The 25,519-nt window shown below is 60.8% G+C and carries 18 protein-coding genes and 1 pseudogene; 9 read left to right on the top strand and 10 right to left on the bottom strand.

Features of this window, described 5'->3' with window-relative positions:
• Positions 1 to 862 precede the first annotated feature (862 nt).
• The gene (locus NAV27_RS07245; protein WP_102828787.1) at positions 863 to 1,075 is read left to right on the top strand and encodes an AbrB/MazE/SpoVT family DNA-binding domain-containing protein; all 213 of its coding nucleotides are present in this window, start codon (positions 863 to 865) and stop codon (positions 1,073 to 1,075) included.
• Positions 1,076 to 1,506: 431 nt separating this feature from the next.
• On the opposite strand, the gene NAV27_RS07250 is transcribed toward NAV27_RS07245, so the two are convergent.
• Together NAV27_RS07250 and NAV27_RS07255 are read right to left on the bottom strand one after the other, a co-directional pair.
• Positions 1,507 to 1,971, bottom strand: a complete 465-nt coding sequence (locus NAV27_RS07250) for a hypothetical protein (RefSeq protein ID WP_167138119.1) — start codon at positions 1,969 to 1,971, stop codon at positions 1,507 to 1,509.
• 320 nt (positions 1,972 to 2,291) lie between these two features.
• Positions 2,292 to 2,984 (bottom strand): SOS response-associated peptidase family protein, encoded by a 693-nt coding sequence (locus NAV27_RS07255; RefSeq protein ID WP_102828788.1) that lies wholly within the window; start codon positions 2,982 to 2,984, stop codon positions 2,292 to 2,294.
• Between the two features lie 101 nt (positions 2,985 to 3,085).
• Here NAV27_RS07255 and NAV27_RS07260 point away from each other — a divergent pair, with 101 nt between their 5' ends.
• Together NAV27_RS07260 and umuC are read left to right on the top strand one after the other, a co-directional pair.
• Complete coding sequence (locus NAV27_RS07260) at positions 3,086 to 3,469, top strand: LexA family protein (protein WP_102828789.1); 384 nt, start codon at positions 3,086 to 3,088, stop codon at positions 3,467 to 3,469.
• A 29-nt stretch (positions 3,470 to 3,498) separates the two neighbouring features.
• A complete protein-coding gene (gene umuC / locus NAV27_RS07265) occupies positions 3,499 to 4,755 on the top strand; it encodes a translesion error-prone DNA polymerase V subunit UmuC (protein ID WP_008569995.1) in 1,257 nt (418 codons plus the stop codon).
• Positions 4,756 to 4,814: 59 nt separating this feature from the next.
• Here the strand turns inward: umuC and NAV27_RS07270 are convergent, their stop codons facing one another.
• The 7 genes from NAV27_RS07270 to NAV27_RS07300 all read right to left on the bottom strand — a co-directional run bounded on the left by NAV27_RS07270 (position 4,815) and on the right by NAV27_RS07300 (position 12,663).
• Positions 4,815 to 5,267 carry a cytochrome c gene (locus NAV27_RS07270; RefSeq protein WP_102828790.1) on the bottom strand — a complete coding sequence of 151 codons (453 nt, stop codon included), beginning with the start codon at positions 5,265 to 5,267 and terminating at the stop codon, positions 4,815 to 4,817.
• 200 nt (positions 5,268 to 5,467) lie between these two features.
• Positions 5,468 to 6,991, bottom strand: coding sequence for an efflux transporter outer membrane subunit (locus NAV27_RS07275; RefSeq protein WP_232249099.1), 1,524 nt, complete (start codon positions 6,989 to 6,991; stop codon positions 5,468 to 5,470).
• Positions 6,988 to 8,106 (bottom strand): ABC transporter permease, encoded by a 1,119-nt coding sequence (locus NAV27_RS07280; RefSeq protein WP_010792190.1) that lies wholly within the window; start codon positions 8,104 to 8,106, stop codon positions 6,988 to 6,990. The genes NAV27_RS07275 and NAV27_RS07280 overlap by 4 nt, the downstream gene beginning before the upstream one ends.
• Positions 8,107 to 8,110: 4 nt before the next feature.
• Entirely contained in the window at positions 8,111 to 9,280 is a 1,170-nt protein-coding gene (locus tag NAV27_RS07285; RefSeq protein WP_102828791.1) for an ABC transporter permease, read from the bottom strand.
• The gene (locus tag NAV27_RS07290; protein WP_102828792.1) at positions 9,277 to 11,049 is read right to left on the bottom strand and encodes an ATP-binding cassette domain-containing protein; all 1,773 of its coding nucleotides are present in this window, start codon (positions 11,047 to 11,049) and stop codon (positions 9,277 to 9,279) included. The genes NAV27_RS07285 and NAV27_RS07290 overlap by 4 nt, the downstream gene beginning before the upstream one ends.
• A gap of 1 nt (position 11,050) precedes the next feature.
• Positions 11,051 to 12,091, bottom strand: coding sequence for a secretion protein HlyD (gene hlyD, locus NAV27_RS07295; protein ID WP_102828793.1), 1,041 nt, complete (start codon positions 12,089 to 12,091; stop codon positions 11,051 to 11,053).
• Positions 12,088 to 12,663, bottom strand: coding sequence for a TetR/AcrR family transcriptional regulator (locus NAV27_RS07300; protein ID WP_439794564.1), 576 nt, complete (start codon positions 12,661 to 12,663; stop codon positions 12,088 to 12,090). Before NAV27_RS07300 ends, hlyD begins: the two co-directional genes overlap by 4 nt.
• Before the next feature lie 429 nt (positions 12,664 to 13,092).
• On the opposite strand from NAV27_RS07300, the pseudogene NAV27_RS07305 reads away from it, so the two are divergent.
• The 5 genes and pseudogenes from NAV27_RS07305 to NAV27_RS07325 form a co-directional block, all read left to right on the top strand.
• Positions 13,093 to 17,130, top strand: a pseudogene (locus tag NAV27_RS07305) (UvrD-helicase domain-containing protein); the annotation flags it as partial.
• Positions 17,131 to 17,627: 497 nt separating this feature from the next.
• Positions 17,628 to 18,947 (top strand): CHASE2 domain-containing protein, encoded by a 1,320-nt coding sequence (locus NAV27_RS07310; protein WP_180981430.1) that lies wholly within the window; start codon positions 17,628 to 17,630, stop codon positions 18,945 to 18,947.
• Positions 18,944 to 19,300: a hypothetical protein gene (locus tag NAV27_RS07315; RefSeq protein ID WP_179484042.1), complete on the top strand. Its 357-nt coding sequence runs from the start codon at positions 18,944 to 18,946 to the stop codon at positions 19,298 to 19,300. Before NAV27_RS07310 ends, NAV27_RS07315 begins: the two co-directional genes overlap by 4 nt.
• Complete coding sequence (locus NAV27_RS07320) at positions 19,297 to 20,757, top strand: M48 family metalloprotease (protein WP_180981431.1); 1,461 nt, start codon at positions 19,297 to 19,299, stop codon at positions 20,755 to 20,757. Before NAV27_RS07315 ends, NAV27_RS07320 begins: the two co-directional genes overlap by 4 nt.
• 104 nt (positions 20,758 to 20,861) lie before the next feature.
• Positions 20,862 to 21,617: a hypothetical protein gene (locus NAV27_RS07325; RefSeq protein WP_102828797.1), complete on the top strand. Its 756-nt coding sequence runs from the start codon at positions 20,862 to 20,864 to the stop codon at positions 21,615 to 21,617.
• 521 nt (positions 21,618 to 22,138) lie between these two features.
• Here NAV27_RS07325 and NAV27_RS07335 read toward each other — a convergent pair.
• A complete protein-coding gene (locus NAV27_RS07335; RefSeq protein ID WP_102828798.1) occupies positions 22,139 to 23,053 on the bottom strand; it encodes a hypothetical protein in 915 nt (304 codons plus the stop codon).
• Between the two features lie 404 nt (positions 23,054 to 23,457).
• Here NAV27_RS07335 and NAV27_RS07340 point away from each other — a divergent pair, with 404 nt between their 5' ends.
• On the top strand, positions 23,458 to 25,296 hold the full coding sequence (locus NAV27_RS07340) for a hypothetical protein (protein ID WP_146029396.1): 1,839 nt from the start codon (positions 23,458 to 23,460) through the stop codon (positions 25,294 to 25,296).
• Positions 25,297 to 25,519 lie beyond the last annotated feature (223 nt).

Here is a 25,519-nt window from a genome sequence, read left to right on the forward strand (position 1 = left end):
TTGGAAGCCCGTTTTCGCGTAAGGTGAAAGTGTGAAACCCAGCAACGGCGAGGGCTGCAGCCACTTTCACCCTTCGTGCACAGGCGGCCTTTCACTTTCACCCTTCGCCAGAAAAACGGGGTTCATGCCGTATAAATCTATTACGAATGGTGAATTTACGAGGCGAGTAGGAAGCCGTGTCGCGTAGCGGAAGTATGCCGATGCCTGGGTAACACCAAGCAGCCGGAAAAATGCGCCGGAGGCGATAGTGGATGCGCAGGCACCGAAAAAAGCGGGAGGAATATTTCCGAACGCTGATCGAGCTGATGGGAGGGAGCGTTTTCTCAGTACGGGTAGGTGCCGGTGTGTGGTAGAGAGCTATCACCATGCCCAAGAAGGCCTATAACTGGCACTGCAGCGTCTCTAGCAGCCTATAGCTACATAGCTAGCCGTAGGCTGCCGATCTCGCGCAGCAGGGCTGTCCTGGAGTACTCAGCGCGGTTACCTAATGACAAGCCAGCACTCTTCTTGGCTTGAAGCGAGGCAACGGTTGAAATCAGCTACTGTCGCACCAAATCGGAACGATAGGTCGCGCGACATTAAATTTGGAGATAGCGATAAATTTCGCCATTGAATACCAATTTTCCAAAAAAAAATCAGCAGAGCGATAACGAAAAATCGAATTATGCAACTTTATGCGAAAAAGCATAATTTGATGACCGGGCGGTCACATTACGACCGAAAGCTGCGGCGTGTGACAGGCTGCATGCTGATAGCAGCCTGTCGTGGGGGGCCACCATCGGCCAAATGCCGCCCCCATCGTACGAAGCGGATCTGTCCGAGATGAAGCTGCCATACTGTGCCCACTGTGTGAGGACGATTTATGACTACTACACCTGAGAGTTGGCGAGTTGTATGCCAAGACCCTGGGGATGGCAGCGGAGACGTCATCGTTGAGCTTCCATCCGAGCTACTTGAGCAACTCGGATGGAGTCTGGGCGATGAACTATCAGTTGAGGCAGGGGAAGAAAACGTCTGCCTGAAACTCAAGCAACGAGCGGGAGCGTATAGTTGTGGCAATCCAGACAATGTCTGATTGCGGTTGGCTACGTCACTTCATGAGCGGCTGCTAATGGCCCGTACGCTGATGACGGGCAAGCTATTGGCCAGAAGCCAGTCAGCGAGCTCGAACGGTTTGGTTTGAGCGACGGGTTGTTTAGAACGGGCGGCGCGAAGCTTAGAACGCAGACCTGCTTTTCTCGAAGCTTAGAACGGCAGAACCCAGCAACTATGCGGGTTTGAGCCCCGTTCTAAGCTTCCCAGCGAGTGTTAGAACGGGTTGTTTAGAACGGGCGGCCCGAAGCTTAGAACGCGGACCTGCTTTTCGCGAAGCTTCGAACGTGCAGAACCCAGCACCCATGAGGGTTTGAGCCCTGTTCTAAGCTTCGCGTTCTAATACTCGGCCGTTCTAAACAACGAAAAAAAAGTGGACCTCATTCCGTATAAATCTATTGCGAGATGAGATTTTCACAAAAAGTTGGGGATTTGTGTCGCATAGCGGATATTGGTGAAGCGAGTGCGCGAACTGAATAATTCACTGTGCCGTGTGGTGGCCTGATGGGGCCTGTTCGCAACCGACCGAGGTTCAGGCGTAACGGTATTGGCTGATCGTCCTGGACGCGTCAGAAGCGAGAGCGAGAATTGAATTTTCGAGAAATTGGCCCAGGACGGTTCTTTCCCCCGATTCTTCCGAACGGGAGATTTTTCGCACTTGCGATTGGCGGCCTCCGGATACAGGAAATCCTGCAAGTCACAGACGTTGGCCTTGAATGCGGCGGAGTGAGTTTCCGCTGGGGTGATATTTGCGGCTACGCCATCCAGGGAAATGAGGCTTGCCTGTTGAGCAAGAAGTACTCCTCGGGCGGGCTGAGGTTCAAGCTGGGTACTTGCTATTTCGTTGGCTCGGCTCAACCGCCCGAGCGGCACGTCCATGGCTATCCGGTTGAGCATTGCCTTATGAATCGCATCACGTTTGAGCAGCAGAGATTGCAGGTCCCTGCCTGTGGCTGAGAGCTGTCGCCATGAGAAGGCGCCAGAACGTCGCTGTGAGCTTTTCAGGTGGGTGGTGGCTATACCGTGGTGCTCAAAGCCTCAAAAACGCACCAAGCGCTATCGTGGCTCGTTGCGGGGGTAGATCCCGACATTCGTCGCGTGTTCGAGGGCTCCACTTGGAGCAGCTTCAGGTTGGTCATCGAGGCGCCGGACGGGGTCCAGGTTCTTCGAGAGGAGCTACTGACGGAAGGGCGATGAATTTAGCTGGTTGGCTCTATTAGCGAGAGGCCTTCGTTGCGGACGTTGCCCACGGCACGGTTGACCGGAAACCATTCGAACACTTCCACCGGTAAAGCTAGGTGTCTCACGATCTCTTCGGCTCGCTCAAGTGTAAGGTCCGGCTCAATCCATTCCCTTGCCAGATCCGCTTCAAGCACGACAGACCGGCGGTCATGGATGTCCACCATGCCCTGATCGCTGTTGGCTGTGATGATCACGAAGCCATCGCCTTCGCGATCGGTCATACCGGTGCGGTCCACCTGCGCCAATGCGGCAAACCATAGCGGCTCACCATCCTTGCGGCGGATGTAGTAGGGCTGCTTTTTCTTCGGGTCCGATGGGTCTTTGACCCACTCGTACCAGCCATCCGCCGCAACGAGCGTTCGGCCGGTCGCCCAGATATCTCGGAAAAATCGGCTGGTCGCAGCCGTCTCGACGCGCGCGTTGATCGCGGGCGAGCGCTTACCCACTGCCCAGAAGGGCTGATATCCCCAAGGCAAGCGGGCCATGCGCAGGCCTGTATCGGTCTCGTAGAAGATCATCACGCGTGAACGCGGCGCGATGTTGTACCGGTTGATCGGCTCAGGGTCGATCCCGCCCTGGATGGGCTTGTCATAGCGCAGCGCATTCAGGTACTCGACTGCTGTTCGGTACTGCGTGAATCGACCACACATATCCCCTCCAGCGTGCTATCGGATGGCTGCCTCTTCTACATTGACCGCATGATGTGCTCGCGGTTTACTGTACACATATACAGTAATCGCAGAGCAGTATTATGCGCGCCACCATTCTCGGCCAGCTCGGCCCAACATCAACATTCCTGCAGTACATCGATACCCGCGTGCCCGCCGGTTTCCCCTCGCCCGCCGCCGACTATGAGGAGGTCACGCTATCTATCGATGAGCTGATCGATCTCCGAACGCCGCACGTCTACCTGGTACGCGTCGAGGGCCCGAGCATGATCGGCGCCGGTATCTACGATGGTGACGTGCTGGTGGTCAACAAGGCACTGGAGGCGCGCTCCGGCCACATCGTGGTCGCATACGTCGACGGCGGGATGACAGTGAAGCGGCTGCAGATCACGCCGGCCGGGGTCTGGCTGCAGCCCGAAAACCCGGACTACCGCGCCATCCCTGTCACCGAGTCCCTCCATGTGTAGGGTGTGGCTACTCACAATCTGCATCAACTATGTTCGCGCTGATCGACTGCAACTCGTTCTACTGCTCGTGCGAGCGCGTCTACCGGCCCTGGCTAGACAGCGTGCCGGTGGTGGTGCTGAGCAACAACGACGGTTGCGTCATCGCGCGTACACGCGAGGCCAAACGCCTGGGCATTCCCATGGGCGCGCCTTACTTCCAGTGGCGCGATCAGATGCGCGAGTGGGGCGTGGTGTGCTTCTCCAGCAACTACGAGCTCTACGGGCAGATGAGTGCCCGGGTGATGACGACGCTTGAGGGTATGTTTCCGCGGATCGAGGTGTACAGCATCGACGAGGCGTTTGCCGATCTGACAGGGATGAACGGCGACCTGGTGCCGCTGGGGCATGAGGCGCGCGAGCGAGTGCTGCGCTGGACCGGCATACCGGTTGGCGTGGGCATCGGGCCGACGAAGACCTTGGCCAAGCTCGCCAACTGGGCGGCGAAGACGTGGAGAAAGTCCGGCGGGGTGATCGACCTGCGCGACCCCGAGCGGCGCGACCGGCTGTTGCGGATGACCGAGGTGGGTGAAGTGTGGGGCGTCGGCCGGCGGCTGACTGCTCGCCTGCGACCGCTGGGTATCCAGACGGCCTGGGACCTGGCGCAGTACGACTCGCCATCGCTGCGAAAGCAATTCAGCGTGGTGCTTGAGAAAACCGCCCGCGAGTTGCGCGGAATCTCCTGCCTTGAGCTGGAGGAGGCGGTACCGCCCCGGCAGATGATCTGCTCCTCGAAAATGTTCGGCCGCCGCCTGCGCGACATCGCACCGATCCGCGAGGCGGTCGTGGCCTACGTTACCAAGGCCGCCGAGAAGCTGCGCTCCCAGCAAAGCCTGGCCGGCGAGCTGCAGGTTGCCATCCGCACCGGCATGCACAACCCCAACCAGCCGCGCTACGCCAACGCCATCAGCTGCCCGTTGCCGTATCCGACTGACGATACTCGCGTGCTGGCCGCTGCAGCCGTGCGTGGGCTTGAGGCCATCTACCGGCAGGGTTACGCCTACAGCAAAGGGGAAGTGCTGCTGATGGATCTGCGGCAGCGCGGCGAATTCACGGGTGACCTGTTCGCCGCCGCGCCGCGCCCCGGTGCCGATCGTCTGATGGCCGTGGTCGATCAGATTAACGCGCGTGAGGGCAGGGGAACCGTCCGCCTCGGGCGAATCCCGGCCACCGCGGAGTGGTCGATGAGGCGCGAGATGATGAGTCAGCGGTATACGACGAGGTGGGATGAGTTGATGATTGTGCGGTGAGGCTAGCGCCGGAGGTGCGCTGCGTTATTGGATGACTGTTATCGGCCAAAAGCGGACATTCAATAGAAATGTTTAACGAACGAGGGACGGAAACTTTGGTGGCAGGCTAGGCAGCTTTGCTGTGTCTTGGCGAAGGCCACGATGACTGCTTGGCCGTCACTCCGCTTAGCAGCTTCACCCATGGCAGTCGCGGCATCATGCACCCTTCCATCAAAGCCTCGAAACTTTCCGGCTTCTGCTCCAAGCCAGGCGAGAATGCGCATCTTTTCCGAAATAGGTGGCTCGGCATGCTTGGCAATTCTTGGTGCCAACTCGGCAACCAATGACCAATCTTCTTTGGAGATCGCGCCCGTGACGGCTTGCATATCATGGTCAAGTCTTTTCATTATGGTCCGAAGCCCCATTGGCTTTGCCGTCTCTACGGACTGCGCACCAAGTGACGTGGCGAAGGTTGCCAAAATCACGGAAAGCGAGACGGCGAAGAACGATCCTAGTTTTAAGGGCTGACTCACGAGTTTCTCCGTTGATGTTGTTGATGAAGACTTTGGGTATGACGAACGGTTGCTATGTTCGTGCAAGAAGCATTCAGGCTTGGGAAGCTCGATGTCTTCGTACGCAAGGCGCTACGTTGACAACTCGCGCATGGTGAAGAGGCGCGAAATCCTTGAGATGTTCATCGCCCATTCGCTAAACAATCCAGCCAACGCAGCGCTTAGCCATCCTCGGGCACCGTGGCGAGCCAGCTGACTTGCTGCTGCACAGCCATGGACTCGCCCCAGCCACCCCCAAGGGCCTTGTACAGCGCCACCAATTGCACGGCGGCGTTGGTATGCGCCCGCGCGGCTGCGGTTTCGGCCTCGTGCAGGCTGCGCTGGGCTGCCAGCAGTTCGACCAGGGCGATGTCACCCGCGGCGTAGCGGGCCTTGGCGTGGCCGTAGCTCACGCGCGTGGCATCCAGTGCCATGCCGCGGCGCTCCAGTGTGTCCAGCCCGCCGTGATAGTCGCCCAGCGCGCGCTCGGCATCGCCCAGCGCCGCCAGCACCGCCTGCTCGTAGGCCAGCGCAGCCTGCCGCTCGGCTGCCTCGCGTGCCCGAATTTCGGCTCGCACACGGCCACCGTCGAACAGGCGCCAGGAAATCAGCGGCAGGATGGAAAAACGCGAGCTGGATGCATCGAACCAATCGCCCGTACTGAGCGCTTGGAACCCGCCGCCGACACCGATGGAGAGTTTGGGGAACAACTCGGCCGTGGCCACGCCGATGTCGGCGGAACTCGCTGCCAGGCGACGTTCCGCAGCCAGCACGTCCGGGCGCCGGCGCAGCATCTCTGCGCGCTCGCCCACCGGCAGCGCCCGCAGCGTGCTCGGCGTCAAGGGGCCATCCAGCAGTGCCAGCTCCCGCTCCGGCGGCGCGCCCAGCAGCACGCCCAGGCTGAGTATCGCGGCGCGCTGACGCGCCTGGATATCCGGGATGAGCGCGTTGACTGCTGTCCATTGGGCGTACGCCGCCTCCACGTCGGCGGCCGACGCGTCGCCCAGCGCATGCCGCAGGCGCACCAATTCCAAGGTCTGCTGCAGCGTATCCAGTGTGGCCTGTTGTGCGTGCAACTCGTAGCGGGCGCCGACGGCGGTGAACCAAGTGCGCGCGACCTCGGCCACGATGCGCATGCGTATGCCCTGCGCCTCGGCTTCGGTCGCCTGCAGGCGGGCGCTGGCGCCTTCCAGCGCCCGCCGCTTGGCCCCGAACAAGTCGGCCTCCCAGGCCGCGTCGAAGCCCGCGTCGTAGATGGTCTGCGTGGCGTCAAGGCCGGGGATCGAACCTACGGGCAGGGGTCCGTTCTCGCTTTGACGGCGCCGGTTGACGCTCGCGCCAGCGGCGGCGGTGGGCAATGCCTCGCCGGCCACACGATCGCGCAGGGCGCGTGCCTCATCGATGCGTGCCGCAGCGTGGCGCAGATCCAGGTTCTGTGCCAGCGCCGTGGCCATCAGGCGATCGAGGATGGGATCGTCCAGTGCAGACCACCATTGGCTCAAGTCTGCGGACTGGGATTCGCTTGCCAACGGCAAGCTCCAGCCGCTGCCGACGTCGACCGGCGGCGGCTCGCGGTAGTCGGGGCCCACGCTTGCGCAGGCAGTCAGCAGCACGCAGGACAGGGCCAGCACGAGCGGACGCGCGCGCCCAGGGGTCAGGCCGGTGACGGTTGCGCGAAGAAAGGGAGTGCGGGGCTTGGATTTCATTGCAGGCGTCCTCGGACGAATACGGTGGCCATGGTCAGCGTGGCGAGGGCGATGACCGCCAGCGGCCACAGGCTGGCGAGAATGTCACCGGGCGGCATGGCCTTGAGAAAGCTGCCTTCGACGATGATGAGGAAATGGGTCAGTGGGATGGCCTGAGCCAGCCATTGCAGGACGACAGGCATGTTTTCCACAGGCGTCGCAAAGCCGGACATCAGCACCGCCGGCACGCCGATGGCGAACGCTCCCAGGATGGCCTGCTGCTGCGTCATGCTGACCGCGGAAATCATCAGACCGATGCCGACCACCGAGGCGATGAACAGCACCAGGCTGGCAAGCAGGAGTGCAAACGAGCCCGTAAACGGGATGCCGAACAGGAAGACGCCCGCGCTGATCATGAACAGGCCCAGCCCGGTGCCAATTGCGAGTGCCGGCAGCGACTTGGAGATGATGATCTCGGGCGTCGAGGTGGGCGACACCAGCAACTGGTCGAAGGTGCCCAGCTCGCGCTCGCGCGCGATCGACAACGAGGTGATCAAGAGCGAGCTGAACAGCGCCAGGATGCCCGTCAGGCCGGGCACGATGAACCAGCGGTAGACCAGATTCGGGTTGAACCAGTGGCGCACGACCACGGGCGTTGGTGCCTGGGCGTCGGGCACGACCTCGGCGCCGACATCGGCGGCGATTGTGGACAGATAGGCCACGGTGATCTGCCCGGAGTTGCTGCGCCGGCCATCGACCAGTACCTGCGCGCGGCCACTTTCGCCGGCGGCGATGGAGCGCGAGAAATCCACCGGGATGGCGAGCGCGGCGATCACCTCGCCACGGTCGATCAGCTCGTGGAGCTGCTGTTGGCTGTCGACATGCCGGACGTGGGTGATGAAGCGGGCGCTGTCCAGGCGCTGTACCAACTCGTGCGACCAGCGCCCCGCATCCTGATCGTAGACGGCGATATCGACGTTGCGCACTTCCAGCGTCGCGGCAAAGGCGAACACCAGCAACTGCAGGATCGGCGGCACGAACACCACCATGCGGCTGCGCGGGTCGCGCAGGACGCTGAGCACTTCCTTGATGAACTGGGCGCGCAGGCGGGTGAACGAGAATGCGGAAGTCAACATCGCGTCACTCCAGGTTCTTGCGCGTGGCGCGCTTGGCGATCACGAAGAACAGCCCCCCGATCGCCGCCATGGCCGCCAGGTTGGACAGGAACACGGCCCAGATGTCGCCGGCCAGGAACACCGTCTTCAGCGAATCGACGAAGTAGCGCGCCGGAACCACCAAGGTGATGGCGCGGATCGGTGCCGGCATGGCGTCGATCTCGTACAGAAAGCCCGACAACATGAAGGCCGGCAGGAAGCCCGTGAACAGCGCGATCTGCGCTGCCAGGAACTGGTTGCGTGCCAAGGAGGAAATCAGCAGACCCTGACCCAGCGCCGGCACCATGAACACCGCCGACAGCAGCAGCAGCGCCGCCAGCGAGCCCCGCATCGGGACCCCGAACACGAACACCGCCAGCGCCGCCGCACCCAGCGTGGACAGCATGCCGAGCACGAAGTACGGCAGCAGCTTGCCGATCAGGATTTCGGCCACCGAGGCCGGCGTGGACAGCACCGCCTCCATGGTGCCGCGCTCCCATTCACGCGCCACCACCAGTGCAGTCAGCATGGTGCCGATGATGGTCATGACGATGGCGATGGCACCGGGAATCAGTGCGCGGCGGCTTTCCAGCTCGGGGTTGAACCAGTAGCGCGGTTCCAGCATGACGGCCTGCGCTGGTGCTCCGACGTCCAGTCCGGCACGCCAGGACTGGACAACGCCGCGGGCGTAGTTCTCGACGTAGTTGGCGGTATTGGGGTAGGAGCCGTCGGTGACGATCTGCACCAGCGGCTCGCTGCCACGCTGGGCCAGCCGCTGCTCGAAATCCTGCGGGATCACCACGTAGCCGCGCAGGTCGCCTGAGACCAGCTGGTCGGCCACTTCGCGCCGGTCATGGGCGAAGTGGGCATCCAGGAACTTTGTGCCGGCAAAGGCCGCCGCAAGCTCCTGCGCTGCAGCGCCGGGCGACTCCAGCACCACGCCGACGCGGACATCCTTCGCATCCAGCGACACCGCATAGGCGAACAGCAGCAGCAACACCACCGGCAGCACGAACGCGATCAGCAGCGTCGAGGGGTCGCGCAGCGCCTGGTAGCTTTCCTTGGTGACCAGGGCGATCAAGCGCCGCAGATCAAAATGGCGCAGGTCGGTCTGCTGTGGTCCATTCCCGTCCTTGTGCTTTGTGGTGCCGTTCATGTGGCGGCCTCCAGCTCGCGGTCCGCCGACTCCACCAGGTGAATGAAGGCGTCCTCCATCGTCGGGTCGGGTCGTTCGGGGCTGACCGCCGAACGTTTGAGCGCGTCGGGCGTATCCAGCGCAATCAGTTGCGCACGCGAGAGCATGGCCACGCGGTCGCAGTATTCGGCCTCGTCCATGAAGTGGGTGGTGACCATGATGGTCACGCCCTTGCGGGCCAGTCCGTTGATGTGGGTCCAGAATTCGCGCCGGGTGATCGGGTCCACGCCCGAAGTGGGTTCATCTAGGAACAGCACGGGCGGCCGGTGCATCAGCGAACAAGCCAATGCCAGGCGCTGCTTGTGGCCCAGCGGCAGGGAATCGGGCGTGGCGGACAGCCAGTCGCCCAGATCGAAGGTTTCGATCATCGCGGCAATGCGCTCGCGCCGGGTGTTGCCTTCCAGTCCGTAGACGCCGGCCGAGAATTCCAGGTTCTGCTGCACCGAGAGCAGGCCGTAGAGCGAAAACTTCTGCGCCATGTAGCCGAGCCGGCTCTTGGCTGCGCCGGTGGCGCGGCGCAGATCATGGCCCACCACATGCGCTTCGCCAGCAGTTGGTTTCATCAGGCCGCACAACATCTTGAAGGTGGTGGACTTGCCGGCGCCGTTAGGGCCGAGCAGGCCGAAGATTTCGCCCTTTTGCACCTCGAAGCTGACGTTGTCGGTGGCGGTGAACTCGCCGAAGCGCTTGGTGAGGTTTCGGCACGACACGGCAATGTCGGAACCCAGCTCAACCGGCGGCAGACGCTCGGCCAGCGTCGAAGTGCCGCCGGGGCCGCCACCGAGCAGATCGATGAAGGCGTCTTCGAAGCGCGCGGGCACCTGCGCCAGCTCCACTCGCGCCTGATCGGACAGGGCCTGGAGCTGCTCCGCTTGAGCGCCCTCGCGCAACACCACGCGCACGCCGGCGCCCTGGATCACGCCATCGCTCACGCTGGGCAGGTCGAGTGCCTGGGTCAGGACCGCTCGACGCTCGGCACCGACGTCTTCCAGACGGAAACTGCGGCCTTCGAGCTGCGCGGTCAGCTCCTGCGGCGGGCCATCGAACAGGAGCTTCCCTTGGTTCAGCAGCAGCACGCTCTCGCAGCGCTCGGCTTCGTCGAGATAGGCGGTGGACCAGACCACGGCCATGCCTTCATCGGTCAGCGCCTGCACCATGCGCCACAAGTCCTGGCGGCTGACCGGGTCGACACCCACGCCCGGCTCGTCCAGCAGCAGCACCTTCGGCCGCGCCATGAGCGCACAGGCAAGGCCCAGCTTCTGCTTCATGCCGCCGGAGAGCTTGCCGGCCAGGCGTTTGGTGAAGGGTCCGAGCCGCGTGAAGTCCAGCAGCTCGGCAAACAGATCGGCGTTGCGGTCCGCATCCATGCCGCGCAACTGCGCATACAGGCGCATGTTCTCCATCACCGACAGGTCTTCGTACAGGCCAAAGCGTTGCGGCATGTAGCCACTGGCGACATGAATGGCGTCGTTGTCCTTGACCACGTCATAGCCTGCCAAGGTGACGTGGCCGGCGTTCGGCACCAGGAGGCCGGTCAGAATCCGCATCAGCGTCGTCTTGCCGGCGCCGTCGGGGCCGACCAGACCCGTCAGCCGTCCATAGTGGATGCGCGCGCTCAAGCCCCGCAGCGCCTTTACGTCGCCGAAATGCTTGTCCACGTCTTCGATGACGATGGCAGCGTCTTCGCCCGCACCCGCAGGCACGGCGGCGATAGCAGGGCTTGCCTGCATTTCAACGCTCCCCCGCCGGGATACGGGTGCCGGCTTTCGCATCGACCTCGATCGTCACCGGCATGCCCTGGCGCAAGGCACTGTCGCTGTCGGCTTCGTCGATGACGATGCGCAGGCGGTAGACCAGATCCGTGCGCAAATCCGTTGTCTCCACCGTCTTGGGGGTGAACTCGGCGCGCGGCGAGATGAAGCCGATCTGGCCGCGATAGACCTTCTCTGATGAATCGCTTTTGACGCGCACCACAGTACCGGGCGCGATGCGCCCCAAGTCCGACTCGCCCACGTAGGCGCGCACGTAAACCGGCTTGTCCAGGCTCAGGCTGTAGACCGCGCTCTGGCTTGCGACCATGCTGCCGGGCTCCCGCACTCGTGCGATGACGGTGCCGCTACTGGGCGCCATCAACTCGGTGTCCGCCAAGGCTGTCGTGGCTTGCGCTGCGGCAGCCTGTGCGGCCGCAAGGCGAGCTTCTGCCGCGGCGATGTCTTCCTTGCGAAAACCTTCGGATGCTTGCGACAGGGCCGCCTTGGCCGCTTCGACGCCAGCGGCTGCCTGGTCGCGCGCCGTGCGGGCTGCATCGACCGTGCGCTGGCTGCTGGCGCCCGATGCCAGCAGGCCACTCTGGCGCTGGAAATTGCGCTCGGTCTCGGTGGCGAGCGCCTGGGCCTGCCTGAGGGCTTCGCGCGCCTGGGTGATTTCCTGCGGTCGCAGGCCGCGGCGCAGCTTGGCCAGTTCCGCCTGCGCCACCTGCACCTGGGCCTGTGCTGCCGCAAGTGCTTCCCGATAGGGTTGCGCGTCAAGCGCCGCCAGGCGTTCGCCGGCGCGAACGGTATCGCCCTCATCGAAAGCCATTTGCATCACGCGCCCGGGCTGACGGAAGGCCAGTTGCACCTCGCGGATGTCGACGTTGCCATACAAGAACAACTGACTGTCATCAGTACCGGCGCGCTGCAGCCAGAAGAATGCGAAACCGCCGGCAATCGCAACGAGGGCTGTAACAATGATCGTACGTCTGGCTTTGTTGGAAAAACCATTGATCTTCATTGCCCGGTCTCCGATTGGCGGATACCGCGGTGGTAAACGGCGAATACGCCCGGCGCGTCACGGCGGATGCGCGCCACATCACCCGCCAGCAACGACTGCATCACCAGCCCTTGAATTGTGCCGATGAACAAGACGGCGGCCGCGTCCACATCCAGTTCTGAATACAGCTCGCCTCGCGCCTTGCCGGCTTCGAGCAGTCGACGCAATCGCTCGCCATATTGACGGGTCAATGTCTGCACCATTTTCTTGGGAAGGGACTCTCCCGGTCGCTGCAATTCCCCGAAGAGCATCCTCGGCACACCCGGGTGTTCGGCCACGAAGTCAATGTGCGTCTTGAAGATCGCCTCAAGGGCTGCGAGCGGCGACGTGGCGCCTTCTGCGGCCTTGTCCACCCGAGCCAGCAGGCGCTCCGTGACCCAGGACATCACCGCCTGCAGTATGGCGTCCTTATTCGGGAAGTGACGAAACAGTGCGCCCTGGGTTAGCCCCATGCGCTGCGCGATGGCAGTGGTTGTGATGTCGCTGGGATTCTGTTCGGCAGCCAGGTCGACGACTGCCTCGATGGTGGCCACACGCCGCTCATCGGCTGGTAGATGCTTAGGGTGTCCGCTCATCACTTGCGCTTCCAGAAGTAAGTAATCAGTTACTAACTTATCACAACGCAGGCACGCCGCAAGAGGAAACGCTCGAAAGGAGATCACGATGAGCCGCAGAATAACTATCGGGCGGCTGGCAATGGCTGTCGCCATGCACGGTCAGGCCTGGACTGCTCAGCCATTCCAAGTCGCTATCGAGTCCATGCCAAGAGGTGGCTGGATATAAGTCTTCGGGCTGACATGCCAGAGCGCTGTCTTACGTCGCGCTCGGCTGATATCGGCCCGCAGCATGTGGTATGCCGGAACAGAGCCGCGACGCGCTAGTGACACGTGAAGAATCCAAGCAACAATCAGGACGTTGCTTGATGATTCTCAGAGGAGATTATTCAGTTAATAAATTGACTGCTTCTGGCTCGCAACGTCCAGTGCGCGGCCACCCTGAACGGCCTGCTCACCATGCCCGAGCGGGCCGAGGTGCTGGAGAAGATTCAGCTGGGGGACGTGGGCATCTTGTTGGTCTCGCCCGAGCAGTTTCGCAACAAGGCCTTCCGCCGGGCCATTGCCCAGCGCCAGGTCGGCGCCTGGATCTTCGACGAAGCCCACTGCCTGTCCAAGTGGGGCGCGGACTTTCGCCCGGACTACCTCTACGTCTCGCGCTTCATCAAGCAGTTCACCGGTGACGGCGCGCTGGCCGCCATCGGTTGCTTCACCGCCACGGCCAAGCCCGATGTGCTGGAAGACATCGAGCAGCACTTCAAGGATCAGCTCGACATCACCTTCGAGCGCTTCATCGGGACCCACGAGCGCACCAACCTGCACTTCGAGGTACTGCCTTGCGCCCGGGCCGAGAAGCGCCACCACACTCAGGCGCTGCTCGAGGACGAACTGGGCCGGAACGAGGGCGGGGCAGTGGTCTTCGTCTCCAGCCGCAAGGGCGCCGAGGAGCTGGCGGATTTTCTGATTGGCCATGGGTGGGCCTGCAAGTACTTTCATGCCGGGCTCGAGCCCCACGAGAAAAAGGACATTCAGGACGCGTTCAAGAGCGGCGAGCTCAAGATCATCGTGGCCACCAATGCCTTTGGCATGGGCGTGGACAAGTCTGACATTCGCCTGGTGGTGCATGCCGACATTCCAGGCTCGTTGGAAAACTACCTGCAGGAAGCCGGCCGGGCGGGGCGCGACCAGGGCGAGGCGCGCTGCGTGCTGCTATACGACGCCCAAGACATCGAAAACCAATTCGGCATGTGCGAGGGCTCGAAACTGACCCTGCGCGACATTCAGCAGATCCTGCGCAAACTGCGCAAGGAGAGCGAGCGGCGTAAGGGCGGCAAGGTCGTCATCACCGCCGGCGAAGTGCTGATGGACGAGCAGGTCGAGACGAGCTTCGAAGCCGGTGAGCGCGACGCCGAAACGAAGGTCGTCACCGCCGTGGTGTGGCTCGAGCGCGGGCAGTTTCTAAGGCGTGAGGAAAACCAGACCCAGATCTTCCCCGCGAGCCTGAAACTCTCGAAAGAAGAGGCCGACAAGCGCCTGGCCAATGCCAAGCTACCGGCCCGTAGGCTGGAAGAATTCAAGGCCATTCTGAGCTTTCTCTATGACGCGAACGCGGACGAGCGCATCAACACCGATGCGCTGATGGCCCTGACCAGCCTCACCTCCGAAGAGGTCACCGCAACCCTGCGGCAGATGGAGGACCTGGGCCTGCTGGTCAACGACTCCAAGCTCACCCTGTACGTGCGGCACGGTGTGGTGGGACCGTCCACACAACGCCTGCAAGCCACGCTGGAGCTGGAGTCGGCGCTGTTCGACCTGCTGCAGGAGCAGGCCCCCGAGGCCGAGAGCGGCGACTGGCAAGATCTGAACCTGCCGCTGCTGACCGCCGCACTCAAAACCGCCACCGGCAATCAGGAACTCATACCGCTGCACGTGCTGCGTCTACTCCGGAGCCTGGCTCAGGATCACGACAGCGAAACGCAATTGCGCAGCAGCTTCGAGTTGCGCCAAATCAGCCAGGACTTTCTCAAGCTGCGCATCCGCGGTGGCTACAACTGGCGGGGCATTCAAGGACTGGGGGAGCGCCGTCGTGCCCTCGCCGCGGTGGTGCTTCCGTTTCTGATCGGCAAGCTGCCGCCAGGCTCGCGCAGCAAAGATCTGTTGGTCGACACCACGTTCGGTGAACTCATGGACCTGATCGATCAGGACCTGGACCTGCGCAGCCGCATCCCGGAATCCCAGCGCCGCAAAGCCATCGAGCACGTACTGCTCTATCTGCACAAACAGGACGTACTGACCCTCAACCACGGCATGACGGTGATGCGTCGCGCCATGACCATCGAAGTCGAGCCGGACAAACGCACCGGGTACCTCAAAGACGACTATCAGCGCCTGGACGAGCACTACCGCGAGAAGCGCATTCAGGTGCACGTGATGCGCGAGTATGCCGAGGTAGCACTGGGCTCGATGCGCGAAGCCCGCGACCTGGTCAGGCACTACTTCACCCTGGCCAAACAGGAGTTTATCCGACGCTACTTCGCTGGCCGCGAGGAGGTGCTCAAGCTTGCCACCAGCGAAGAGTCCTGGCGCAGCATCGTCGAGAAGCTGAGCGCCGCGCAGCGGGTCATCGTCTCCGACGACGATGACGTCAACCGCCTGGTGCTGGCAGGCCCCGGCTCGGGCAAGACACGCGTTATCGTTCACCGCATTGCGTATCTGCTACGCGTACGCCGGGTTCCGGCACGCTGCATCGTCGCGCTGACCTTCAACCGGCATGCCGCGAATGAGATCAAGCAGCGCCTGCTGAAGCTGGTCGGGCCTGATGCGTTCGGGGTCAACGTCATGACCTATCACCGCATGGCCATGCGCCTAACGGGAACCCGCTTCGAACGCGGCGAGACGGTCGAGGAGGGGCGGCTCGCCCAGGTGATGAGCGAGGCCGTCGAGCTGCTCGAAGGCAAGCGTCAGGTCGAGGGCGAGGATGACCTGCGCGAACAGTTGATGCGGGGGTACCGCTACATCCTGGTCGACGAGTACCAGGACATCGACGACCTGCAATACCGCCTGGTCAGTGCCCTGGCAGGGCGCAAGGCCGAGGAAGAAGGGCGCCTGTGCATCTTGGCGGTGGGCGATGACGACCAGAACATCTATGCCTGGCGCGACACCAACAACCGCTACATCGAGCGCTTTCGCGAAGACTACTCGGCGTCGACCAGCTATCTGGTCGACAACTACCGCTCCAGTGCCTGCATCATCGAAGCCGCCAACAGTGTCATCGGGCGTAACCCGGATCGCCTGAAACAGGATCATCCCATTCAGATCGACACGGCCCGTCGTGAACGACCCAAAGGTGGCGACTGGGAGAACCTGGATCCGGAGCGGGCAGGGCGGGTGCTGCGTTTGAGGGTCGACGCCGAAGACGAAACACGCGCAAACGTTCAGGCCCAAGCAGCGATGGCCGAGCTGCAACGGCTGCTCACACTGGACACTGAGGACTGGCAAGGCTGCGCCGTACTGGCGCGCGCACACCAGTACTTGCTGCCGGTTCAGGCTTGGTGCGAGGCGCACGGCGTGCCGTACTGCCTGGCCGCTGACAAGGACAGTGCATTGCCACTGACGGCCCAGCGGGGCTTTGTGCGTGCGGTCGAAGGGCTACGCGCGATCACCGAACCGGTCACGGCGGCCGAAGCATGGCCACGTCTGAGCGAGACGGCCGTTGCTCCGGATTGGTACGGCTTCTTCATGACCGCATTCGACCAGCTTACTGCCGAGTTCGGGCAATGCCCGCTCGCCGCCCACACGCTGATCGACTGGCTATACGACTACGCACGCGAGCTGCGCCAACAACCAAAACAGGGGCTGTACCTGGGCACGGTGCACTCGGCCAAGGGGCTGGAGTTTCGGCACGTGGTGGTGCTGGACGGTGGTTGGTCCTCGCAGCCCGACACCCTGAGCGACGAGCGCCGACTCTATTACGTGGGTATGACCCGCGCCGAGCAGACGCTGACGCTGTGTGAATTTCCGGGCGGCAACCCCTTTGCGCGCAACCTGACCGAAGAGGTAATGGGACAGCGCTTCGCCGGCGAGCCCATGCCAGAACTCGATAAGCGCTACCTGCAACTGTCGCTCAAGGACATCGACCTGGATTTTGCTGGGCGCCAGCCACCGAGCTCAGCGGTCCACAAGGCACTTGCAAGCCTGGAGCCGGGCGATCCCCTCACAATCCAGCCGCAGGACGACCGCTACCTGATCCTGGACGCCCACGATCGAATCGTTGGCCGCACCGCCAAGTCCTTCGAGCTCGACCTCGATGTCGAGCACTGCGAAGTGGCGGCGATCCTGGTACGCCACACCGATCGGTGTGATGAGCAGTATCGGGCCTGGCACAAGTGCGAGCAGTGGGAGTTGGTAGTGCCGAGGGTGTTCGGTGTGAACCGAAACTGCGGATAGCGCAGCTCAGTATTCTACCTGCTGTTGTTTCCATTCTGCTTGAGCGCTGAATCGTATAGCACGCTATATCCCGCCAGGATTATTCCGGTCCATCGACAGCTCGGATCCGCAACAGGCTCAGCTGGCGCACCCAGGGTCGACCTGCGACAAATTGCGGACTGGGTCGTGCTTTTCCTGTGATATCGTTATGATATCAGTTGGTTGGAAAACTTGACTGGCGCAGTTGGCCAATATGTGGGCGGACAGGGATGCCGAACAGCGATAAGCAAGAGCAAGGTCCGGGTGTCGTACCTGGGCAAATGAAAGGCATCGAAGACTATGTTGGCCTCCTGGTAAAGTTCATAGCCAGGTGCAAGCGACCTCGTCAATTACTGAGGTCAGCGATTGAAAGTTTGCGCCAGCGCAGCCGAGCGCTTGCGAGCTATATTGCAAGCTTTCGCGACCCGCGACTGAAGACTGTACCCCGGCATATGGTCGCGAGGTCGACCTTTTCCCGCATGACGGTCATCTTCTTAGCCATGATCGTACCGGCTTGGCTGCTGGAAGTAGTGGATCCGTTCGGGCTTTCAGGCGTCGTCGACGGCCACTCCCAGAAGATCGTGCAACAGGTCGCAGCACCGTTCTATCCAGCGGCCGGCCAGCCGCGGGTTGCTGTAGTACTGATCGACGAATCGGCACTGGCCTCACGCGGTGAAAGTTGGCCGCCTCGTTATTTGTACTACGAAGAGGTCGTTCGCCGCGTTGCCAAGCAACGACCGGCCGCGATTTTCCTGGACGTCCTCCTCGAGGATCACCGCACTTACGACACCTCCCTTTCGCTCGCACAAAAGGCGCTTGCTGAGACCCTCGACGAAACCGGTGTGCCGCTTTATCTCGCAGTGCTCGACGATGGCCGGCGCAACTTGTTTGCAAGCGTGCCGGGTACCCAGTTGGCGATGGCGGGCTGGAGTGGCTACGGAGCTGACTACCCGCTTATGGTGGACCGGGCTCATTGGTTCGGAACAACTCCATCAGGCGCCGTTGGCCAATGTAGTTCTGAAGGGCTTCCAACCGCCGCGTTCGCTTTGTATAGACATCTCTGCAAGAGTGGAGCCCAGGAGGGCTGTCCTAGCGGTCCCGTTTACGGCGAGCAAGGTGCGTTCTGCGCACCGCTAGTTGTCCAGTGGGGGTACAACACTGCGCCGGAGATTCGCTCGCGCGATCTATTATCGAAAAGCCAATGCGCGGCAGCCGAAACCAGCTCAACAAGCCGATTGGTCGATTCTGCGCGCATTCTATGGTCGAGCTTGCTGGCTAGCTTCGACCAGGATGCCGAGGCACTGAGTCGTCAAACGTGCCCTTACACCGTGACGATACGTGAGGAGGATCTGGGTACTCCCCGCGCTCGCGACGTTCTGAAAGACCGCGTTGTGTTGATTGGGACGAGCCTAGCCGGCATCCATGATTTGGTAGCGAGCCCGGTGCATGGGGCGCTGCCGGGCGTCTATCTACATGCCATGGCGCTAGACAATCTCCTGCTATGGGATGACCAGTACTTCGCTCGAGCAGAGGGCACCTCGGTGCTTCTGGTTCTCGGGCTCCTGTTGGCCTGGGTATCGGCTGCGCTTATCCAAGCCAACCCAGCACGCCTCGATTTTCTGCTGCATGCGTTTGCCGCAGCGCTGGTACTAGGCGTCAGTGCCTTTTCCTACCTCGTACTTCACCGCCCACCACTCGACTGGCTTGGCCTGCTACTGATTTTCGAACTTGCCCGGAGGATTCTTAAAGCCTCCGATACAGGACGAGTGCCAACCAACACGTTAAGGAAGATCGCATGATTCGAACGGTAATTCGCCTCGCTTTGGTCGCTGGGTTGCCGCTGACCTGTCTTGCCGAACAGAAAGTCACCGCAGTGTCTGTCGATCCGGTCAGCGTTTATGAACTACAGAAGGACGGCTTGTTTGTCCGTAGCGGCAAGTTGGCACTGAACGAGCTGCCATTACCGATCCCTGTGCTCGAGCAGAGTCCCAGAGGCTATTTGAAGGTCCCCCACAACGGGCGAGAGGTTTGGCTCGATAGCATGGATGCGGAGGTGTTTCCGCCCCCTGGAATCGGCAACAGCGGATGCGTGCCGATTCGGCATGGATCAATGGCTGCTGTATCCCGAGGTGCCGGGGAGGGATGCCCATGAAGCGCCTCAGCTGTGTAGTGCTATGGTTTGCCGCGCTAGGCGGTTGTGCTCAGATTGAAGTCCCCAAGCTTTCCATCGTGAAGGATGATCCTTCGCTGACCCTGTTCGATGCGCGGTTTCCAGGTGCTGCATCAGCACAAGACCGGGTGAGCCAGCAACCCACCCAAAGCTATCTTTTGCAGCATCGAGCGCTTGGGACCGCTGAGCATTCGCAAATAGATGACTATACAAACGCGGTCCTCAAAAGACTCCAGCGTACCTTGCCGGGCGCGCCTGCCGAAGCGCGGGTCTATGTAACGCCCACTACCGAGTTCAGTGCTGCGAGCTATGAAGATGGGGGCATCTACATACCCTACAAAGTCTTCAGTGCGCTTGAGAGTGAAGATGAGTTGGCGGCTTTGATCGCCCATGAGTATGCGCATGTTTTGCTGGCTCACCACAAGACGAACTGGCTAGATACCGCCTCCGGTCTTCTTTACAGCGCAGGAAAGATGTATATCGGCCAGCGCAAGGCGGACCTCGTGGAGAACGACCTGCTGCGTATGCTCGCCATTAATGAAGCAGGCCTCGGCCTGTCCCAAATTGGATTGATCCCGGGATTAACGCGCGCGCAGGAGGATGAGGCGGACCGACTCGGCGTTGATCTAATGATTCGCGCGGGTTACTCCTATGTCGGTGCGCACAAACTGCTTACTCGGATCAAAACGTGGGACGACATTACCAGGGCGCAGCGCGAAGCCCGCAGACAGGACTACGTGCGGTTATTCAAGTCAAGTGATAACAGTGCACTCGCCAAGGCGCTCGACGGCCAGGTAGATAAACTCGAGGACCAGGTTACAAAGCTTCTCGCACAGTGGAGTCGGCACCATGATGCGGGCGAGACCCGAATCGACAGTTTGCGCAGCTACCTCAAACAACACTACGACGACGCTAACCGACCGCCGCTTCGCGTTGCTGAATACCAAAGCGTAATGGGCACGTCGAACGCTCGCCATTTCTTCAGCGGTCTTGATCAGGCTCATCACTCGTCGCTCGCGCTGATGAAGCAAGACCGAAAGAGCGCGATGACATATGCGCGCCAGGCCGAGCGCAGTCCGGCATCCAGTGCAGCCTACTCACGCCATGTGCTAATCAACTCGCTGACTGTCAACGGACGCGGGCGCGATGCGGTGACGGCGCTGGAAGAACTGGTTTCAGGGGACCGCGCGCTCTACAACGATAACCTGCTTTTGGTTGAGGTACTGCGTAAGCAGGATCCAGAGCGGGCACTCGCGCTCGCGCAGCGCAGCTACGACCGTTTCGGAGAGCCAGCCGATCTGCTGCCCGATCTCATTACACTGAACAAGCAGCTCAACCGAAATTGGTTCGTGATGAAGTTCTACGGCGTATGCGCTGCCAAGGCGATGGCTGCGACAGACAACGCATTGCTGGATAGCTGCAATAAAGCCAAAGGCTAGCCTAGGTCTATCTTGATGATAGACCGCTAACTTTGCTCCTTCGGTTGATGTCTCGATTGTTGGCTGAAGAAAGGCCACAACGTAAATGCTGTCGCGGAGTTCGTATGAGAGAGTTTAAGATAGTTTTTGTTTTCGTATGTTTTCTTAGTTTGCTTGGTTGCGCCGTAAGTAAAGTAGACGCGACGAAGATGGACGTGAGCGCCATTCAGTTTAGTGAACGGTTGGTGAAGGAAATGTCAAATAAGCTTGACAAGTTAGTCACTCCACTCCGAGCTCAAAAACTAGAAACGCAACAATATAAAGTTTACCATAATAATTTTTTTCCCATCGCCGGCGGTGAGAAAGGGGTGCGAGAGAGTCTGGCCTCCTATTGCACAATGGTTGGTGGCCGCTTCAGTGATGGTGCCTGCGAAGATGCCCAAGAAAATCTCATCTTTTATGCGCGGGTAAAATTCACTGGAAATTATGGCGGTTATAAAGAGACAACCCTCACGGTTATTGAGTCTGCCAATTTTAGCAATCAGGAGTTTTTAAGTAAGGCGCAAGAGCTTGGTTACGAGAGAGCGTGGGTCAAGCAGGCTAGGCAGCAATACGCCGCGCAGGTTGCAAGGGAAGAATACGAACGAGAAATGATAGAGAAAGAACACGAAGCAAAGATGATAACCGCGATGGGTCGAGGAACTAAGGTATGCAAGAATAATCGGAACTATAATTACGTCGGGTTCGTTGAGGATGTTACCGAACAGAATATCAAGATATTCGTTCAGACCATACACATGATTGGCTCGCCGGGGCTTCAACCGGGTGGATTCAGACCATATATCACCTGGGAGCCGGCTCGCGATTGGTATCGTTGTTAAAACTCGTCGCCGAAGCGAAACGAGTATAAGTTGTTTTGCTCGATCGGTTATTAGCCGGCGCCGTGAGTGACGCGTGGCTCACTCGGATAGCTGTGCAGATCGAAAACAGTTTTTCCTTAGCAAGTCAGCAGGACAAGCCTCGGGTTCACGACCATTCGCATCGGCGAGGACTGGTCGGAAGCCGAGGTCGAGGCCACAGTACGCGACTACTTTCAGATGCTGCGTGCCGAGGCAGCTGGCATTGCCTATAACAAGTCCGAGCACAACCAGGCGCTGTGTGCTCAACAGCCGTAGCAAGTCCTCGGTCGAGCTCAAGCACCAGAACATCAGCTGCCTGGACCGGCCGTGAATTCAGCTGATCCCAACCCCCCTCGTTGGGTTGGCTGTAAGCAGGTATTCGTCGACGGTCGGGAACTATTTCCACAGCTTGCCCCGTTGGTGGTCGAGGTAGGCGAGTACCAAGACCCGCAATACATAGGCCATGATGCCCACTACGGCGATCACAATCAGGATCTGGAAAATCACGAAGCCGCTCCTTGCCGAGGGTGTGACTGTTCCTGGCTGCCGGCCCCGTTGCTGCGATTGACGGGCGCAGCACGACTGTCGGCCCTATCGTTTGCCGCCGGCTCGATGAACATTAAGGCGTTGCCATGATCCAGCACCATCGGCGGCGTCCGCCCACCTTCCGGCCGGCGCTTCGGAGAGATGTAGAGGAACACGGTCTCCGGTAACGCATGGCTGATCTTTCTCGCCAGTTCGATTGAATGAATGGGATCGGCACCCAGGCAGCCGACATCGAACGATGGGTACTGGATCTCGTGTCCCGCAAGAAAGCCGTAGGCAGACCCGCCGTTACCTATGAAGGTGGGCGTCGGCTTCGGACCTACGGTCTGCGTCTTGTACACCTGGTAGGACACCCCACAGTTCTTTCCATCCAGATCGAAGTCCAGTCTTGTTTCCAGGAATGGGTAGAACAGGGCCAACCGCTCCTGGTGGGCTTTTTCTATGTGGTAGGCAATGCCTTCGGCGTTCAGCGTCGTTTCGATTGCGTCGAGGACGAGCTTCGACAGGACGAGCGCAGCCTCGTCCCTGTCTTTGGCCTGCTCTTCAGGAATCCAGGCCAGAAGGGCATTGCGGTCCATCTGCGCGGGCGGGGAGAACACGAAGCTCAGCAAGCCGAGTCCCACGGCATCGCCCATGGCAAGGTCCAGTCCGTTGGCGGACTCGAAGGAGAGGGCGCTAGTGGTGACGTCCAGCAGCCCACTGATACCCGCCCCAGGTATCTTGTCGGCGGGATAGTCCTCTGCCTTGGACAAGCCGGCTGCCTTGGCGACGTTCAATGCGCGGCTGTCGCTGGGGTCGTAGACACGGGGCTGGGTTGCACAGCCGCCGAGAAATAATGTCACGGCCAGCGCGAGTGCAGGTGTACGGATCATTGATGTCCCTATCATGAGCGCTTGAAAGGGGAGACAGAGTAGGGTGATGTCTACGTGCCATCAAGTGCGCTTTTGGCGCAGGGTCACCCTTTAACGCCACGGTCGGCCGTGTGATAGCCGGATCCACAGCCCGCGCGCTCACCGTTGATTGCGTTTCCGACGCCCAAGGAGCCAGCGCTGGCTTCGACATGCTGTTTACTCTCACCGGCGACCTGGCCCAGCGTGTCCACCTCAAGCCCACCGACTACCGGGCGAGCTTTAAGGACATGGTGGAATAGCGTTGTGGCTGCCGTCGGCCAGGAGCTGCCACCCACGATGAGAGCAGCTTTTAAGCCGCCCTGCTCCACTAGACAGATCTCATGTAGTTTTAATAGCGTTCTGCCATCTTCTTCATTGGGGTCTGGATGATGCGCGCCATCACAGCCTTTGCTGCCTTAGTTGTTCTTCAGTCCGCCCTTTTCGGTTGCGTCGCCTCAGCGGTTGATCCGCAACACCTCGGCCCACAGACGCCTCCGCCCAGCTTCACCGTCGACCCGCAGGCCAACCCGGAGGTATGGGGGGTCTATTCCCGCCTCGTTGGGCATCGCTACGCCCCAGCAACCGGTGGTTTTCCGGGTTTTGAGGTGCGCTGGAGCGAGCCCGGTAAAGCCATCATTGAGACCAGCTTGTTCTTAGAGGGCGCAATCGTTGGGCCGGATGTGAAATGGAGCCGGACTATTCGCCCGGGCAGCAAGCCCGGCGAACTGAATATGGACTTCAATGGCACGCCGTGGCTCGGCACGATCGAATCGGATGGCTCAGTGGTGTTTAAAGCGGTTACGCCGCGAGCGGGTGAATTTCCTTACCGGATTCGCCTGTCATCGCGTGGCGAGATGCTTGTGCAGAATATGCAGTGGGTGAATGGCTCGCTGTCGAATGTCATCTACTCGACGCCCTATCCGGTCGAATCCGTGCCGGGTGGTCCGGACCCAGCCGTGGCTGAGGTACCGGGCGTCGCAACGCCTCAGCCCCCTACCGACGCGGGCGTGAAGCCGTTGGTGCTGGGGCAAAAGATCATCGGCAAGCTGGATGACAACAGTCAGAAAACCTCGATCATGCGAACGCGCTATGACCTCTACCGTCTGCCAGCGCGCAAAGGTGAAAGCGTTGTAGTGGGCCTCGATTGCGATATCTACAGTTTCTACGGCTGCTACTACACATTCGTAAACCTGCGCGAAGGCTACGGCAACACCTACGAAGCGATGATCGATGCACCAAAGCGCAAGGCCTACCGTTTCACCCTCACTGAAGACCATCAGGTGCTGAAGGTGGAGAGCAATGGCAGGCTCGATTATGGCTTGGTGGTCGAACAGGGAGCAGCAGGCAATGCACTGTGGGCGGTGACTCAGGCCGAGCGGACTTCCTTCGATCAAGCAAAAGCACGGCAAGACGCCGCAAACAGCGCCGAGAACGCGCAATTATTAGGTGCCGTAATGCAGGGTTTGAGTCAGGGACTGACAGCGGCCAACCAGGCAGCCAGCGCCAACGCTGCTCAATCCAGTGCCAGCCTGGCCGCCACACTCGTCCAGGCCCGAGCACAACCGCCGGTAAGTCCATCCGTGCAATCCAGCCAAACGTCCAGTTTATCGAGCGGCGATAGCTCCGCGCAGGACGCCCAGGTGGCAGCCCTGATGGCGCAGAACCAAGCACTGATGCGCGAGATGGGCATCGAGAGCGAGGCCAATGCCATGGCGGCGGCCATGTTGGCGCAGATTGAGCGCCAGCAGGCTTCGGGGCGTGCGCAAAGCGTTGTCGAAGAGCAGGAAGACGAGGCTCCAACCGCCAAGCCCGAGAAGCCTGTCGCCGAGGCTGCACCCGCGAAAGATGGCGGACTCATCAAGACGGTCAATGGCCAGAGCTACAGCGTCGGTGCAACGCTCCCGGCGCAAATCGAGGGTCGTTACCTCTATGAGGGTGAAGGCGAGCCCATCGTCTTTATCGGATCGGGAAGCATGCAAAGCCGCTTTCAGCCCCACCAAGACCCCGAGATACCGATGACCGCCTGGATCGTGCAAGGGCCGGATGGCAGTCCTCTGCGCGAGAAGGGAGTCGGTGAGCGCTACCAGGTTACTCTGGTGGTCGAATATGGTGCCGGCGGTGGTGGAAACTATCCCGAAGGTAGTTTGAACCTGCTGCCCGTTGTGGTCGCGCCCGATATGAATAAAGCCTTCATCCTCGGCGAGCGGATCAAGAGCGGCCTGTAACCGCCGTGCTCGGCAAGCGCATTCAAGTCGACCTCCAGTCGATCCGCCTTGCCACCTCCAGCGCAACTTCTTGCGCTCCGAGCAACTGTCGACCAAGTTCTGGTGAGCGCACAGCAGAATTCTGAATCGCCTCCGGTTTCGTAGATGCTAGATGACCGCTTTTGGCCGATAGCGGCCATTCATCGCCGGTACAACTTTTGCCTTGGTAGGGAAAAGCTCCCTT

It is taken from the genome of Stutzerimonas degradans (assembly GCF_024448505.1).
Taxonomy (GTDB): domain Bacteria; phylum Pseudomonadota; class Gammaproteobacteria; order Pseudomonadales; family Pseudomonadaceae; genus Stutzerimonas; species Stutzerimonas degradans.